Source organism: Adhaeribacter radiodurans (assembly GCF_014075995.1).
GTDB classification, from domain to species: Bacteria; Bacteroidota; Bacteroidia; order Cytophagales; family Hymenobacteraceae; genus Adhaeribacter; species Adhaeribacter radiodurans.
This window is the reverse complement of sequence record NZ_CP055153.1, coordinates 4,288,952-4,305,207: the sequence shown is the minus strand read 5'-3', so window position 1 is coordinate 4,305,207 and position 16,256 is coordinate 4,288,952. Positions and strand designations below refer to the sequence as shown.

Genomic DNA, 16,256 nt, shown 5'->3' with positions numbered 1-16,256 from the left:
ATTAAAGGAGTAGCTTTTTTCTTTTTTGGTCTTCTGTTTTTAGGCAGCCAACTGCCGCTTATCTGGTTATTGTGGGTTCTGGGTTCATACAAATTGCCTTGGTAAGAATCGGAATTTTCGTTGTCATAATGTTTTTACGAATCATTACTCCGTTTCGGGCAACCTCCAGGGCCGTTGCTCGTCCGATACCGCTAAATGCTCCTGTTATAATGGCTACCATAATTTATTTATTTTCCTTCTTTTTAGAGAATTTAGTTCTAAGGCTAAAGTTATGACCTAAATAGAGCGATTTGGTAAGTTTTTGTTCTTCTTCAAACTTTCCGGAAAGCCAAAGACCCGGAATTTTCCGGGTCTTTTAAGGCTTAATAAACTGTTTACTTACAAGTACTACCTAAGCTTAATCCTGGTCGCTTTGTTCGCTGCCAGATGAGCCTTCGTTGTTTTTATATCCTTTTAAAGTACTAGCATTGGGTTGGTTATTCCGGAATTCTTTATCGGTGCTGTCGGAACCGCGGGTATCCGAAGGATTGGCGTGTGAACCTTGCGGACTATTATGTTCCGGTGTATCCTTGCCTTTTTTAGCGCCGGCGCTGTGGCCTTCGTGGCTGGGTTTATTTTCACCGCGGGTATTATCGGCACCTCCGGCTACTGGTCCTTCGTGCTGGCCGGGTTGCTGGCCGCTTACACCTACTCCTTTACCAGTACTGTCGTGTTTGGCCTGGCTATTTCCTTCCTGGTTATTTACTTTATCTGACATAGCTTTCTGTTTTATGATTTGTTAAAAAATACGCATTACTCCGGCGCCTGAGCCGGGGAATACGTTGTACGAACAAACCCAGCCTTTAGGTTAAAAAAATCAGCATTCTGATGCAGATCCCTGAGTTGGGCGAAGCAAAATTTACTTTTTTCCTTCCCTGAACTTAATAAAAGGAAGAAATTATAATAAAGTAAATCCGCGTTTCCAACCTTGCCTTTTGAAAGAAACTATTTTACTAAGTAGCCAAAAAATCATGGGGAAGGACAAAATCGTTTCAATTATTTGGTTCAGTTACTTTCTTTCTTTTAGCCTTCAGGAATTAAGCATTTAGCCGGAGTTTACCTGCTCTTTTTGTCTGGGCAGGCAGAATAAAATAATTGAATAAATACTAAAAATAAACTTGGTAAAAATTGTACCGGGGAATGATAAGGCGCGTTTAATTGTTAAGATAATAAAGAAAAATAAGCCTACAGAGTAGATTAATATAGGATTATATGAATAATAGAAAACTTAGAAATGTAAAATATTTTTTGCCGGCTTTACTTCTGGTAATGCTGGGTTTTGTCAGTCCGCCGGCGGATTGGGTGCAAAAATTAAAATCAAATTTAGATACCTTCCGGACCCAATATGCCGCCGAGAAAGTGTATGTAACTTTAGACAAACCGTACTATGCTCCGGGCCAAACAATCTGGCTGAAAGGCTTTGTATTGGATGCGGCCAGTTTACACCCTTCTGCTAAAAGCAACGTGTTGTACGTGGATTTACTAAATGCCGATAACAAACCGGTAGAACAACTTACTTTAAAAGCCGAAAGAGGTAAAACCGCTGGCGATATTCAATTATCTACCGGGCTTCCCGCCGGAAATTACCGTTTGGTCGCGTATACCCAATGGATGCGTAATTTTGGCGAAGAGAATTTCTTTAACAAAGAAATTCAAATTTTAGGCGCAAATAACTCGACTACTAATGCCACGGGAGTTGCCAAAAAGTTAGAGGTTCAGTTTTTCCCGGAAGGAGGCGATTTAGTAGAAGGCCTGAGCAGCCGGGTAGCTTTTAAAGCCATAGGTGCTAACGGTACCGGAGTTGCCATTGCTGGTTCCGTTTACGACGACAGAGGCCAGAAAGTAGTAGATTTTGCCGATGCGCATTTGGGTATGGGAGCGGTTGAAATTCAACCACTGGCCGGCCAAAAGTACGTGGCAAAGATTACTGCAAAAGACGGAAAAACCACAGAATATGCGCTTCCAGCCGCAAAGCCAACTGGCTACACGATGCGAGTCGACGAAACGACCGAAGGTATTTACTGGCAAGTTTCGGTAGCTGGTAAAATAACGCAACCCGAATCTTTAGTAATAACCGGCATTAGCCGCGATGCTTTGCAATATTCCGAAGCCATTAAAATTCAACCGGGTAAAACTTTCCGGTTTACGGTAGCCAAAGCTAAATTCCCGACGGGTATTGTCCGGTTTAATTTAGCCCGCGCCAACGGAGAGCCAATAGCTGAACGTTTGCTATTTGCCGATAATCAGGACGACTTAAACGTAACTCTCACTGCCGATAAAAAAGGCTATAATGGCCGCGATAAGGTAACCATGCAGCTAGTAGCGCAAGATAAAAAAGGCAAACCGGTAGCTACTGATTTTGCTTTAGCGGTAACTGATGCTGAATTAGTAAAACAAGCTAAAAACGGATTGAACCTGAAAGCGCATTTACTGCTTACTTCTGATTTACGCGGCTACGTAGAACAGCCCGGTTATTATTTTGAACAAAGTAATCTCAACCGCAAACAAGCCTTGGATTACTTACTTTTAACCCAGGGGTGGCGCCGTTTTAACTGGCAGGAAACAGCAACGGGTAAATTCCCGGTTATTAAATACCCGAACGAAACTGACTTGTTCGTATCCGGAAAACTGGTTACGAATAAAAACAAACCCGTAGAAGGCGGTGAAGCCTTGCTGTACTTGCAAGGCCAGCACCAAGCCTTTATTACCACCGAAACCGATAAGCAAGGGGCTTTTGCCTTTAATGGTTTTGATTTTACCGGTACTATTGATGTAGTAGTACAAGGTACCGACGCCGATGGCCGTAGAGAGCGTTTACGGGTAAAAATGGATGAGTATAATTTTATTCCGCAGGCCCCGGCTTTTTCGGCTCCTTCCTGGACGGATGGATTATTGGCGAGCACCAGTAAAGATTTCTTGCTGGCGAGTAATCAGCAATTAGCAACCATAAATCAAGATCTTAACAACTATACCTTGCGCGGTATTTTGCTTTCTGCGGTAGAAGTAAAAGGCGAGAAAGACATGGTACAACCGTTTAAGCTGCACGATAAAGCCGATGTAGTTATTAACCGGAACGAGTTAACCATTGCGCCTTCGGGTAATATTATTGAAAGTTTACAGGGGCGGGTAGCGGGCTTGCAGGTGTATCGTACGGGTCAAAATCAATTCCGGGCTCGGATTCGTGGGCAGATGAGTGCGCCGTTGTACCTGCTGGATGGTATGCCGATATCTGAAAGTACTCTTTCCAGCATTAGCCAGTTTGATGTCAGCCGGGTTGAAATCTTAAAAAGTGCCGCTAACTCGGCTATTTACGGTGGTCGTGCTTCGGGGGGCGTAATTGCCTTATTCACTGACCGCAACAATGAGGAGCAGGGCGAGGTAAAACCGGGTACGTACATTATTATTCACCACGCCAAAGGTTACAGCAAAGTGCGGGAGTTTTACAGCCCGACTTACGATGGTGCCACCCCGGCCAGCAACGAGCCCGACTTACGTACCACCCTTTACTGGAACCCAAGCGTAAAAACCGATGCGCAGGGTAAGGCAACCGTTACCTTCTACACCGCTGACCGTACCACCACTTACCAGGTATTAGCCGAAGGTATTTCGGATAATGGTCAACCCGGTAGTGGCGTAACTACTTTCGGGGTGAATAGTAAAAAAGGTAATTCTTAATTCTTTAAATCCGATAAGTAAAAGCCAGTTGCTTAAGAAGCAGCTGGCTTTTTTGTTAAAATCTTTTTTGTGTTCTAAACTTTTAGTAAGTGAATAATTCTTGATGTACAAGTTACTTTACTTCTTAAAAAGTTTCTATCCTGAGCATCCATGCTCGTGATGCTTATCATCCGGCTTCTGGCCGGTTAGAATTTAACCTTAATGCTATCTAAAGAAATGTTTATCAGTTCTCCCGGACAGAGGCCTGCCAGATAAGTAACCACGAGCGAAGACGTTCGCGGCAGTAAAAAAAATTTGACAGAAGTAATTTATCATATCTGCCTACCTTAGTTTTCTCCATTTCATACAATCTAATTTAGATTTCTCAACAAGCCAAAGTAGCACGTTTTTATCAGTAGCAGCAATCACTTTTTCTTCTCATTTGCAACAAACCGCCAGAAAATGCCTATACCGGAAAAACAATGTTTATGTCTGGTAAAATAATTGTTGGTCCAATACTAGGTTTTCGCGGTTTAAAAGAAGGGCGCTGGTATACCTCGGCTTTACTGGTACTACGGGGAGAAGCTACGCCTCCTAAGCTTACAATTTCTATTAACCCTACAAATCAGTTTGAAGCAGAGGCCTTTTTACTTAAAACCTACGCCGATTATTTTGTGTGGAGATTGGATTGGTGGATAGTTCAAACAGATAAAGAGCAAAAGATAAATTATATCGTTAACAACGACCAGAATTACTATTATGTGGTTCCGGCTCAAAATTCTAATCCGCGTATTTGCTATGGTTCTTGTTTCGGGGTGTACAACCTGAAAGATTTGAATAAAGTCCGGAAAAAGAATGCCCTATGGAAAATACTGCATCGCGTACACCAGGAAAAGCCTTACCATTTATTCTTTCTCGGCGGCGATCAAATTTATTCCGATCAGGTTTGGGATGCTATTAAACCGCTGCGCGAATGGTTAAGCAAATCGTTAAAAAAGCGCCTGCAAGCTCCTTTTACCAACGACATGCAGCAACAAGTAGAGCAATTTTATTTTAAGTTGTATCTGCACATGTGGGGCCAGAAACAACCTGCGGCCATGCTCAGCCAAATTCCAACCTTAATGATGTGGGACGACCACGATATTTTTGACGGTTGGGGTTCGTATACGCCCGAACAGCAGGCTTGCGCCGTGTTTCAGGGTATTTATGCGCAAGCGCGGGAGCACTTCCGGCTTTTTCAGCTGCAAGCCAAAGACAACTACGATTTAGGCAGCGCTGCTTTATTTGGCAAAGAAGGATATACCTATGCCCACCATTTAGGCGATTTAGCTCTGGTGGCCCTGGATTTACGCTCAGAGCGAACCCAAAACCAGGTAATGAGCCCCGAAACCTGGTACCAATTGCAACTCTGGCTAAATAATTTACAGAATCCATCGGAAAGTACTCCTTGCAAGCATTTGCTGGTAATGTCAGGAATTTCAATTGTGAATGCCGATTTAACTTTGCTGGAAGCCGCTATAAATTTGGAGCCAGGGCAACAACGCATGGAAGACGATTTAAAAGACCAATGGCTCAGCCTGGCCCACCACGAAGAACGGCTCCGGTTAATTCAAAGCTTGTTTCAGTTTTCGCGGGAAGCAGGCTGCCGGGTTACCATTGTATCCGGCGATGCGCACGTGGCTTTTACGGGCTATTTAGAATCTAAGAGCAATAGCACTACCAACGAAGAAGCGAACATTATTAATCAACTTACTTCTTCGGCCATGGTAAACCTGCCACCACCTACATTGGTGCTGTACATGATGGAGAAGCTTTTAGCCGGTAAAACAGAAAAAGTAAACGCCACTATTACCGCCCGTTTGTCATATTTTCCGGGTACTAACCGACGATTACTAGGTTCCCGCAATTGGCTTTCGCTTACGATTGATGAACAATCGAGTATTAGCGCTGAGTGGTACGTGGAAGGGGAGATAAAGCCTCATGCGAAGGTTATTCCTCCATTTAAAAGCTGATACAGTTAAGTTACTGTTACTATTTTATGTCGGTAGTTTTACGTGTAAATGCTGCAAGGTAATCTTTCTGTAATTTAGTAAATGTTCTTTCCGCAAAGTGAAGTCTTAATCTCAGTTAATACTTTTTACCATTCATCAGCTCGGAAGATCTTACTAAAATTATCTGTTAATGCCTCTTTAATAACTCATTGCTCTTTATCCTTAGATATAGATCGCAAAGTATAATAGTACGTTAATGGAGATAAGTCCTTGGCGGAGAGTTCGGGAATATTAGTATGGTAAACAGTATCACAAAATTGATAAAATTGTCTTTTGTTGCCTTCGGTTGGGTAAAAAGTGAAAGAATGATTGGGGTGAAACTGAACCATTCCCTTTTTATAAATAAACGTTTTTTCCTGACCGCCATTAAAATTATTTACCGAAACCTGGTAAAATTCGCACGTGCCCTCTGGTTTAAAAGTAAAGGGCATTCCCAAATTCAAGTTTTTATTAACTTTTTTACTAATTGCTTAGTGTAGTAATGGGCGTTAATAATACTTTTCGGAATTCTACTTCGGCGCCTTCGGCCTGTAGCGCAATTTGTCCTTGGCGGGCGGTCGCATTAAAGCCATAATTTACTAAATCCTGATTTACCCACACTTTTACGGAATTGTCCAGGCATTCAATTGTTAAAGCATTCCATTGACCTAATGGTTTTTCGGAGCCATCGGTTAAGTTAGGGATGCGACGCAGCTTATCGCCATTTACGCCCCAATTTTCCTTGGGCCCACGTCGCTTTTCCATGTCGGGTACGGTTATATCTTCTTCAATGCACCAAAAGTCGCCGGCATTCTGGTGCATCATCTGCACTTCTATAGATTTCGGAAACATTTCGTAAAGTGCCCGGGGAGTAGAAACATGCACCAAAGCACCGCAATTGCCGGATTTAGCGGCAAACCGGTATTCCAGCTCAAGCCGATAGTTCTGGAAACTGGCATCCGTAATCAGGTGCCCTTCGGGCTTCCCCAAACTTACCAACAAACCATTTCGAACAATAAACGGGTTTTTAACCTTAGAATTGTTGTCCATTTGGGGCACATCAACGTGCCAGCCGGTTAAATCTTTGCCGTTGAAGAGGCTTTTAGACTGGGCTTGTAAAGAAGAAGCAATAAAAAGATTCTCCCATTGGGCGAGTCCAGTAAATGAAAGAAATCCTGCCGCCAGTATCACGAGTAAGCTAAGTTTATTCATAAATAATACAAATGTTTTAAGTTGAAACCTTAACGCAAAAGCGCCCGCTGTTTTAATTACATAAAAAACAATAGCCCCAATTTTATTGAAGCAGGAAAGCTACTAAAAACAAAAAAAAGCAGTATTAGACCAAATTATAAAGCTGATTTTATGAGTATTAAACAGGTAACTTAATTTGTAAAGGAACTTTAGGCTTATTGTAAAAGATATGTTTTCCTAAAAGTAAAATATTTAAATTAAAAAGCAATTCTGGTACAGTAAGGCAGCACGCCTTACTGTACCAGAATTGCTTTTTTCTATTTTAATTATGAATTAGAAATGCTTGGTATGGTAAGTTTATCTAAAGGCAAATTTATTACCAATTAACCACCCAGAAAGTAGTTGTGGAGGTACTATTGGGCTCCATCCGGATAATCATTTGGTCCTGGCCATTGCTGCCCTGCTCTAAAGTGTAGTAATAGGTTTCAGGTTTTAAATCCTTCTTTTCGGTTTTCTGGTCGTAGTTCCGGTAAGTAGAAGCACAGCCCCGGTAAAATCCCCGGCTGTTGCCTTCGGTGGGGTAAAAAGTAAATGATTGGTTGTCAGAATTAAACTCTACTGTACCTTTCTTGTACACAAAAGTTTCGGTGTGGCACCCGTAAGTAGTGCCACCCGCAACCAGGTAAAACGCGCATTCTCCGTCGGGTTTAAAGTCGAAAGCCAGACCAGCCTGAAAGGCGTTGCCGGAGTAGGTACCATCATAATCCCAGAATTCGGTCATGGAGAATTGGCCGGCCATCCATTTTTTAGCAAAATCGGTGGGCACTTCGGCGCGAGGGGTTGGCTTTGGATCGTCGTCATCTTCCCCAAACAAAGTACAGGAAGGCAATATAAAATTAACTACTAGCAATAAGGTAAATAATACAATTTTGTTTAATGCATTGGCAAAAAGTATTTTTTTCATGGTTTTATAAATTTTTTACTAGAGAAGTAAGTTTGCTAATTTTTATTAATATGATTTTAGAGGTATTTAGTAGCATTTAAAACACTACAAAAGTAAGAGGTACGCGAGCGGAAAGGAATAAGAGCTATTACTCATATTCATAGGTAATAGTACTCAATTTTAACAGAGAATTGTTTTTGAGAATCAGTGTTTTGCCGGTTTGCGAACGTAGTACAACGCTGTTTTGAAAGCACCAACTATTTAAGGTAAATAGCTGAATTTAAAACCTTTGTTAGTTTTTATGATAATGTAAATAGAATAAGCTTATGCAAACTGCCGCCAAGCTTTTGCAAAACAATATTCTAAATATTTCGGAAGTGGCCGATTTCGTGGGATATAGTCACATTAGCCATTTCTCTACGGCATTTAAAAAGTAATTCGGGTACTCGCCTAGTATGGGTAAAAAAGCTCCAGCTAATTGTATATGAGGTTTTAACCTAAGAGATTATCTTAATTAACAATTTCTGTAATCCTATAATTTGGTGGCTTTAAACTAGCCCAGTTATTTAATTTTTCGGATAAACTATAATCAGGGTTAATTCTGTATTCTTATCGGGGGTTAAACCGTGAGAGCTACCGGGTCGGGTAAGAATGGCATCGCCGGATTTTACCGGGAAAGTTTTGCCGTTCATTTTCATCTCGCCGGTTCCGCTAAGAATATAGTAAATTTCATCTTCCTGTTGCAGGTGGTAACCAATAGAAGAGCCTGGTTTTAAGGTTCTTTTCTTAAAAGCAGTTTTATAAGCTTTTACCCCATCAAAAAAGCTATAGCCAATGCTTTGTCCACCGCCGTCGTGCGGACCCGGTTGTTCTTTGGCTACCTGGGCATCGTGCTCTAAAATATATTTACCCGGTTCTGATGTCTGGGCTTGCGTGGTAAGGGTCACTACCAGTACAAAGAAAAAAGTAATGCAGAAGTAAAGCGTAAGATTATTTTTCATGGTATAAATCGGATCGTAAAATTCTTGAAAATATAAGTAAAAAAGTATTATATCATCAATAGCTGTTTCTTCAGATCTAATTAATATAAAAAGTCTCTATTGCTTAAGTAGGGTGAAATATTAAATTATAGATTTAGTAATCAGGTATCTAAGTAGTGGTAAATACGTATAAATGGTAAGTAAAACCACTAACAATAATCTGCGTTTCTTTTCTCAGGTTTTTACTTTATTGCTTAGCACCATTATTCCTGAAGATATACTTGCTTTCAATCGGATCGCTTAAATTTCTTTAAATATTAATTCTATGACAAAGCACTTTCCACTTCAATTTACGCTTGAAAACGGCAGTCATGTTTCGGTAAACAAAACCGGTTCTAATGCTTATGATTTTACTATTAAACCCGAGGAGGGATCCGCACGACAGTTTACGTATGTAGAAGATGGAAAAACCCGGACGGAAGCAGAAGAATCTTTAAACTTTGAGGAAGTAGATGCACTACGCCGGTTCTGGCTGGAAACGCAGGATATTGTATAACAATGTTTATATAATCAACGAGAAACAGGAAAGAAAATTTAAAATTCTAACCTTAATTGCCGGTTTTTAAGATCCTTTTCAACCACGGATTTCTAATCTCGTAAGGAGAGTAATATGTCTTCGCATTAAAACAAAATAGCAAACACACAACAGAAACTATGGCAGAAAATAAAGAAGAGAATTCCGGTCAGGGTAAGCAAAGTACCGCTGAAACCGATGTAACCTATAACCGCGACGATGAATCGCTACGTAACAGTGCTACTACCTCTATGGGGGCGGCGTCTGACCCGGAAAGCGACCAGGTTGCCGGCGGTGATAGATCAGATGATTTAGTAAGTGGAATAACAGACGATAACGAAACGGATACTGATACGAACAGCTAAAAAAATCTGTGGAGACCGGCCTTCATCAAGCTGGTCTCCGCAGGTAGGTTGTACTTAAGAATAAATAAAAATTAACCGCATTATTCTGTTTTTAAGCTTTTTACCGGATTCATGATGGCGGCTTTTATACTCTGAAAACTTACCGTAAGCAGAGCCAGTACCATGGCAACCAATCCTACTCCTACAAATACCCAAGCGCTAATTTCAATCCGGTACGAATAATTATTCAGCCATTGGTGCATCAGGAACCAGGCCAGCGGAATAGCAATTACTAAAGCTACTACCACTAATTTTACAAAATCACGCGATAGGATATAAATAATATCCGTTACGCTGGCGCCCAGTACTTTGCGAATGCCTATTTCTTTGGTGCGTTGCTCCATTACCAGCAAGGCTACCGCAAATAAACCCGAGCAAGATAAAATAATGGCAATAGCAGAAGCCAAGCTGCATATCTGAGCTAATTTTTCTTCGTTCTGATACCAGGCAGCAATATTCTCGTCCAGGAACGAGCCGGTATACTCCGAGCCCGGCGCTACTTCGCGCCATAAAGCTTTCATCTTGTCCATTGAGTATTTTAAGCTTTGTGGCGCTACCCGAATAAATATATAATTGATGGGCTCGGAATGGGAAAAGTGCATCATAACCGGTCTTTTTTCATCGGCAGCCGAGTACAAATGAAAATCCGGTACTACCCCAATAACTTCCATTTTGCTGTTAGTCGTGTCGGCATCATCTTTAATAAAAGTACCCACTGCTTGCTTTTCGCCTAGCATTTCGGCCATACTCTGGGTAATAATTACCCGGTCCACGGAATCGGAGGGATAGGATTTACTAAATTCCCGGCCGGCTAAAAGCGGAATCTGTAAAGTTTTTAAGTAATCATAATCTACCAGAAGCAAGTCAGAAGCAACTTCTTTGCCCTTGTACGTAAGGCCAATGGTGGAGCGGGAACTAACATGATCTTTGCCTTTGCCCAGATTTACGCTGGTGCCCGTTACCGCCAACACGGTTGGGTCGTTAGCCAATTTGTTTCGTAGGCGTTGTAATACTTGCCGGCCGTTGGCCTGCGTTCCTACGGGTATGCTAATTACCTGTTCTTTCTCAAAGCCAAGCGGCTTTTGCCTTAAGTGTTCTACTTGTTGCAAGGCAATAATGGTGCAGCAGGTTAATAAACATGACATTACAAACTGCGAAACCAGGAGTGAGTTACGTAAGAACCCCGGCTTTTTAAGCGATATTTTTCCTTTTAAAACCGCTACTGCATTAAATCGGGCCATTAACCAGGCCGGATACCCGCCCGCAATTAAAGTAACTAAAATAAATACGCCCAGGAGCAAGGCTAAAAAGCCGGGTTGGTGCAAATGCGCGTACTGCAGCCGGGTGTCGAAGGTGGCGTTAAATTCAGGTAAAAGTAAATGGGCCAGAATAGCACCCAAAGCTAAACCTATAAAACAGATTAAAGCCGATTCGCTCCAGATTTGTACAAAAAGCTGACTTTTTAAGGCTCCCAGGTATTTGCGTACCCCTACTTCTTTGGCCCGGGTAAAAGAGCGGGCAATGCTTAAATTAATAAAGTTGATGCAGGCAATAAATAAAATAAAACAAGCTATACCCAAGAGCGCGTAAATAATGGCAATAGGAGGGCCTTTAGAGATTTCCGTATCAAAATGAACTTTGGAAAGTTGTTGTAAACGTACCGTAAAAATGTCTCCCCGACTATCCGGTTTGGCTCCATTTTTCTGCAAATTCTGCAGGCTTTCTGCTAAGTATTTCCGGGCAAATAATTTTAGCCGTTTTTCAAAGGTTGCCTGGTTTACCTGAGGATTTAATTTTATGAATACCTGGTGAGAGTTAGATGTCCAGTTCTTTTGGTCAGGGAGATAATTGGGATAATTTTCGATGCGGACAAGAGCATCGTACCGGATAGAGGAATTAAAGGGAGCATCGGGTAGGATGCCGGTTACCATATAGCCTTTTTGTTTTCCCCCGTTGGTTATTTGCAGGACTTTCCCCATGGGATCGTCGTTGCCGAAGATTGCCTGGGCCAAATTCTGACTAATTAAAATACTGTTTTTATTCGTTAAGGCGGTTTCACGATTGCCTTGAAGCAGCTGGAAAGAGAATATTTTTAGAAAATCCGGATCAGTAAAAACAACGTCTTTGTCTAGATTCTTATCCTGGTAAGTTACTAAACTTTTCCAGCTCATTAAAACGCGGGCAGCGGCTTCTACTTCTTCGTATTCTAATTTTAAAGCCGGAGCTAGTGGCAAAGGCATGTTACCACTGCGTGTAGTTTTATCGGGATTATTTGCGAAAAAATACGTTTGAAATATCCGCTCTTTATCCTGGTGAAAAGAATCGAAGGTTAGTTGCAAATAAACCGTTAGAAACAAAAAAACGCAGATACAAAAGGCAACGGAGAGGCCGGCTACGTTAATGGTGGCGTAACCTTTGTTCCGCCAAAGGTTACGCCAGGCAAGGGTAAAGTAGTTTTTAAGCATGTTTAGTTGAAGGAAAGAGGTGGACGAATAATATAAAGATGCAGATGAATTAGCCTGGCGTTTAATTGCAAACGGACGAACAAAGCCCAGTACTTCCCGAACGTATAACCAGCGGGCTCGTCTTAATCCAATGCGGTCTACTTGGTAGTAAAATTCCTCGTGTAAATCGCCTTGCAACTCTTCTAATAAGTGCGGAGCACAAAACCATTGGAGTAATGTATCGGCCCAGCGCGGAGGTTGCGGTGGGGTAGGAGTTGTACTTTTTTTCATAGCGAAATACTGGGTTTAAGGGCACGGGGCAGTAAGCTTAATAATTGGGTGCGAACCGCCTGAATATCGAGTAAAGTTTGTTCGCCGTAGGCCGTAATAGTAAACAAGCGCTTGCGTCGGCCACCTCGTTCAGCGGTAGCCTCGCCCATTTTAGAAGCAACCATGCCTTTTTCTTCCAAGCGATGCAAAGCGGCATGTACCTGGTTCAGCCGGACCGAACGCCCGGTTTGTTCAATAATCTGGTGGGTAATGGCTACGCCGTAAGCTTGCCCTTCGAGCAGCACTACGGTTAACAGAACAATTTCTTCAAACTCGCCTAAGTACGTTCGTTTCATGCTGGAAAAATTGGGCTTTAAATAAAATCTATTTTTGCTGAGCAAATACTTTACCACTTGCCAAAAACAGCTATTCTGATTAATAGAGGCTGTTTTCTTATAAAATAGTCTTTAAAAGGTGTGCGCTACCGTACACTTTTTTGTTCGGTTTTGAGATAGGATAAAGTAGATTTCCGGCTGCTTCCCATAACGTACTGTAAAAAAAATAGCACAAGCTTTTGCTTGTGCTATCCGAAATAACGGGAGTAGGTACATCTGAATTAGTAAGTATCTTTCAAGTTAATCTAAGAAATAGATGAAAAGAGAGATACCCGCAAAATTCAAATATTGTGTTCTTACATTACTTTTAACTTAGCTTTTTTTAACGTTTAGCAACTTTGTCATCATCGTCGTCATCATCATTGCTTTTTTTTCTGGTTATATAGCCAAATACTCCGTTTGCTTCATTATCCGGACCAGCGGCATAATAAAGGCGGGTTAGGTCCACATTGGCTGCGGCAGTGCGGGGCGGAAAGCTTATCTCCCATAAACCGTCAATAGAAATTACTTTTTTATCGTCGTCCATTAATTGACCTACGTACGTACCATCGGCGGTATATACATTAATGTAGCCATCACCGAAGTTGCCGATTAAAATAGCATCTTTTAAATTACTGTATTCCGGATCGTCGTCGAAAAAGCCTTTCGGAACGCGCGCAATACCCCAGGGTGCATTTAAAGTTCCGCCGGAAGCAAAACGCTTAATTAAAGTACCATTGGGTTCATAAACACTAACGTAGCCTTTGCCCTTGCCTTTTTCGGCGCGGCCATCTTCTCCTACTTTGGCGTAGAGCACGTATAATTTATTACCTAAGTTGCGAATGTTAAAAGGAGCGTAGCCTTTAGGAAGATCGGGATCTTTAAAATTCCGGGTTTTTCCTTGTTTAAACGCGGCATCAAAAATATCAATTTTGTTAATGCTGAAGTTAGCCGCGTACAGGTAATTTTTTCCTCCGGCTACCGCTTTGCCTATACCAGTGTAAACGGCACCCTTGTAACCGTTACTCTTAGAACGATCAATTACTTCCACGGATCCTCCCTGGTTCCAGCCAGAAATAAGTCCATCTAAACCGCAGAAAATAAAACGGGCCGGGTCCCCATTTGGTAGCTTAAAGTCGGTAGTACCATTAAATACAATGCCGGTAGGCAAACCACCAGTCGATTTTGTAGGAGATGGAACATCTACGGGATCTCTTAATTCTTCGCCTTCACTGTTGAATATAAAACTTAAGCCGGTATTGGTGGCATTTACCCAGGGTACACCCCCAGCACTAAAGGCTATGCCCCAGGCATTTTGAAGTTTGGGTTCTACCCGTTTAGCATCATATTCATCGTTGTCGGTGTTAGCAACTAGGTTTACTAATTCAAAATCTTTTAGGCCTTCCGATTCATCGGCCAATTGTTTGTCTGAGCCCTGACCTTGTTTTTTAACCTGGCTATCTAACTCGTCCAGGGTGCGGTCGCAACCAGAAAAAACTAAAAAAAATGCCAGCGCCAAAGTAGCAATAGCAGTAAAAGGAGTACTTTTTAACTTTTGAATGAACTTGTTCATAAAGCCTTTAATTTTAGAAAAACTAAAAAATGCATTTTCAGAAAAGCGGCAATGCGCTGCCTGTGTTTCTCCTATATGGAAAACTGCTCTACCAGGTAAGTTCCCTCCATACCGGGGGTTTGAGCCGCCAGATGCAAATGCAACGGGTAACTTAAAACCTGAGATATAGATAAATAAGAAACTTTACCGAACAGCATATGCCTTACTGCACCAGGCAGAAACGGGAAGAAGTTTAGTAAAAAAGGGCGGAATGGTATGTAAGCCAGAGCTGCTCTGGTAACTTACAAATAGCTGAATTTGGTCTAACAGGTAACAGCTTAGGCGCACCCGGTAAAGCTAAAACTTAGCAGAATTAAGTCTTCTGTTTACGGGATAAGCTGTTGAAATAAGTATTTATTTTACGTCATGCTTTAAGTAAATAAATGTTAATGGTTAACAGTGTAATACTAAAAAAGCTGGTAAAATCTTATTGCCTGTTGCTCAATAAGCTAATAAACTACACAGAACTACGCAGTATTAGAACTATGCAGGTAATTTGTTTGGGTAAAACTAAGATATAACTAATTATTTATGAATACAAGTTAAATTTTTACTTCTATAATGCAATAAAAAACCTTATCAAATGCAGTGCTATTTTAAATTTATTTATTGCGGAGTTGGTTAATACGTTTGCAAAGCGGCGGTTTCGCCCAGGTTTTTTAATATTTGTTTTAAACCAATCAGGTTACCTTCTAATACTTGTTTTACGTCTTCGTTTTCGGTGTGGCCAATAATTCCCAACGAGCCGGTAAACCCGGAGGCTTTTAAATCTTTTAGCATTTGCTCTTCTAAGTCGCCTTTGCCCAGTGGTAAAATTTTGGGGCCGCCCGAGCGCATGCCGTTAATATTTACGGTTGTTAAATAAGGTTTCATTTGCCGAAGCAAGGCCGGAAAATTTTTTACTTGTTCGTGCGCGTGATGAAAATTATACACCATGCCTAGGTTTTTAGCGCCTATTGCTTTAATTATTTTAATTTGATTCTCCGGCTCGCCAAACCAGTCGCCGTGGTTATACAGCATTAACGTACAATTAATGGCTTGCGCTCTTTTATTAATGTAATCAACCGCAGTTACCGCCTTTTTAAGCTTTTCCTGATCCGTTAAACCAGCAAAGTATTTTTCATTAAAAGAAAGCCAGAGTTCGGTATGTGCCTTTTGTTGTTTGAGGGTTTCCAGAATAAATTCATTGGTTTTGTCAAGCACCTGGTCGGAACCGCCGTTTACCCAAAACCAAACGGATTTTAACTGAATACCTGCCTGGCGCATGGTAGTAATTTCTTGGGCCATAGTAGGTAAATGCTGGTCGCGCCAATCGTAGGCAAACTTTTTAATCCCGAGTTCCTGTAGCATTTGGGCCCGTTGTTCGGGCGTGCGTTTAACGCTATCGTATGGTACAATGCACCAGGCTACCAGGTTTTGTTTAGCAAAAAGCGGAACAGGATTTTTCTGTGCCCAGGAGGAACGAGTTACCCAACTAAGCAAAAACAAAGTACCCAGCAAACAACATGTTAATTTTTTCATATAAGGCGTTTTACCATTTGCATTTACCATTTACCATTTACCAGTTACCAGTTACCATTTACCAGAGAATCTTTAGTAGTTACTAAATGGTTTATAAGTTTAAATATAGTTAAGAGTACCGTACAAATAAAGGTAAGAAACAGAACTACTTTTTACCTGCTAATTATTTCTTAGTAAATGGTAAATGATAAAAGCAAAAGCCCTTGCCTGAATATAACAG

General features: G+C 41.4%; 15 protein-coding genes. 6 read left to right on the top strand and 9 right to left on the bottom strand.

All coding sequences use genetic code 11. From position 1 onward, the window contains the following. Window positions 1–397 precede the first annotated feature (397 nt). Window positions 398–757, bottom strand: a complete 360-nt coding sequence (locus HUW48_RS17175; protein WP_182412114.1) for a hypothetical protein — start codon at window positions 755–757, stop codon at window positions 398–400. Window positions 758–1,251: 494 nt separating this feature from the next. Here HUW48_RS17175 and HUW48_RS17170 point away from each other — a divergent pair, with 494 nt between their 5' ends. Both HUW48_RS17170 and HUW48_RS17165 read left to right on the top strand, forming a co-directional pair. Next, on the top strand, window positions 1,252–3,714 hold the full coding sequence (locus HUW48_RS17170; RefSeq protein ID WP_182412113.1) for a TonB-dependent receptor plug domain-containing protein: 2,463 nt from the start codon (window positions 1,252–1,254) through the stop codon (window positions 3,712–3,714). Window positions 3,715–4,181: 467 nt separating this feature from the next. Next, window positions 4,182–5,705, top strand: a complete 1,524-nt coding sequence (locus tag HUW48_RS17165; RefSeq protein WP_182412112.1) for an alkaline phosphatase family protein — start codon at window positions 4,182–4,184, stop codon at window positions 5,703–5,705. Between the two features lie 185 nt (window positions 5,706–5,890). On the opposite strand, the gene HUW48_RS17160 is transcribed toward HUW48_RS17165, so the two are convergent. The 3 genes from HUW48_RS17160 to HUW48_RS17150 all read right to left on the bottom strand — a co-directional run bounded on the left by HUW48_RS17160 (window position 5,891) and on the right by HUW48_RS17150 (window position 7,878). Then, window positions 5,891–6,175, bottom strand: a complete 285-nt coding sequence (locus HUW48_RS17160) for a hypothetical protein (protein WP_182412111.1) — start codon at window positions 6,173–6,175, stop codon at window positions 5,891–5,893. A 31-nt stretch (window positions 6,176–6,206) separates the two neighbouring features. Continuing rightward, window positions 6,207–6,935, bottom strand: coding sequence for a 3-keto-disaccharide hydrolase (locus HUW48_RS17155; RefSeq protein ID WP_182412110.1), 729 nt, complete (start codon window positions 6,933–6,935; stop codon window positions 6,207–6,209). A 355-nt stretch (window positions 6,936–7,290) separates the two neighbouring features. Next, on the bottom strand, window positions 7,291–7,878 hold the full coding sequence (locus tag HUW48_RS17150; protein WP_182412109.1) for a hypothetical protein: 588 nt from the start codon (window positions 7,876–7,878) through the stop codon (window positions 7,291–7,293). A gap of 305 nt (window positions 7,879–8,183) precedes the next feature. Here HUW48_RS17150 and HUW48_RS17145 point away from each other — a divergent pair, with 305 nt between their 5' ends. Beyond that, a complete protein-coding gene (locus HUW48_RS17145) occupies window positions 8,184–8,294 on the top strand; it encodes a helix-turn-helix transcriptional regulator (RefSeq protein ID WP_182412108.1) in 111 nt (36 codons plus the stop codon). 129 nt (window positions 8,295–8,423) lie between these two features. Here the strand turns inward: HUW48_RS17145 and HUW48_RS17140 are convergent, their stop codons facing one another. Then, window positions 8,424–8,858 carry a cupin domain-containing protein gene (locus tag HUW48_RS17140; RefSeq protein WP_182412107.1) on the bottom strand — a complete coding sequence of 145 codons (435 nt, stop codon included), beginning with the start codon at window positions 8,856–8,858 and terminating at the stop codon, window positions 8,424–8,426. Between the two features lie 304 nt (window positions 8,859–9,162). Here HUW48_RS17140 and HUW48_RS17135 point away from each other — a divergent pair, with 304 nt between their 5' ends. Together HUW48_RS17135 and HUW48_RS17130 are read left to right on the top strand one after the other, a co-directional pair. Beyond that, the gene (locus HUW48_RS17135; protein ID WP_182412106.1) at window positions 9,163–9,393 is read left to right on the top strand and encodes a hypothetical protein; all 231 of its coding nucleotides are present in this window, start codon (window positions 9,163–9,165) and stop codon (window positions 9,391–9,393) included. 158 nt (window positions 9,394–9,551) lie between these two features. Continuing rightward, complete coding sequence (locus HUW48_RS17130; RefSeq protein ID WP_182412105.1) at window positions 9,552–9,776, top strand: hypothetical protein; 225 nt, start codon at window positions 9,552–9,554, stop codon at window positions 9,774–9,776. Window positions 9,777–9,856: 80 nt separating this feature from the next. Here HUW48_RS17130 and HUW48_RS17125 read toward each other — a convergent pair whose 3' ends face one another. From HUW48_RS17125 to HUW48_RS17115, 3 genes are all read right to left on the bottom strand, one after another. Next, window positions 9,857–12,550 carry a permease prefix domain 2-containing transporter gene (locus tag HUW48_RS17125; protein ID WP_220463942.1) on the bottom strand — a complete coding sequence of 898 codons (2,694 nt, stop codon included), beginning with the start codon at window positions 12,548–12,550 and terminating at the stop codon, window positions 9,857–9,859. Continuing rightward, window positions 12,547–12,885, bottom strand: coding sequence for a PadR family transcriptional regulator (locus tag HUW48_RS17120; RefSeq protein WP_182412104.1), 339 nt, complete (start codon window positions 12,883–12,885; stop codon window positions 12,547–12,549). Before HUW48_RS17120 ends, HUW48_RS17125 begins: the two co-directional genes overlap by 4 nt. Window positions 12,886–13,246: 361 nt before the next feature. Then, on the bottom strand, window positions 13,247–14,476 hold the full coding sequence (locus tag HUW48_RS17115) for a TIGR03118 family protein (RefSeq protein ID WP_182412103.1): 1,230 nt from the start codon (window positions 14,474–14,476) through the stop codon (window positions 13,247–13,249). Between the two features lie 29 nt (window positions 14,477–14,505). Here HUW48_RS17115 and HUW48_RS27335 point away from each other — a divergent pair, with 29 nt between their 5' ends. Next, a complete protein-coding gene (locus tag HUW48_RS27335) occupies window positions 14,506–14,631 on the top strand; it encodes a hypothetical protein (RefSeq protein ID WP_262891450.1) in 126 nt (41 codons plus the stop codon). A gap of 505 nt (window positions 14,632–15,136) precedes the next feature. Here the strand turns inward: HUW48_RS27335 and HUW48_RS17110 are convergent. Next, a complete protein-coding gene (locus HUW48_RS17110; RefSeq protein ID WP_182412102.1) occupies window positions 15,137–16,036 on the bottom strand; it encodes a sugar phosphate isomerase/epimerase family protein in 900 nt (299 codons plus the stop codon). Window positions 16,037–16,256 lie beyond the last annotated feature (220 nt).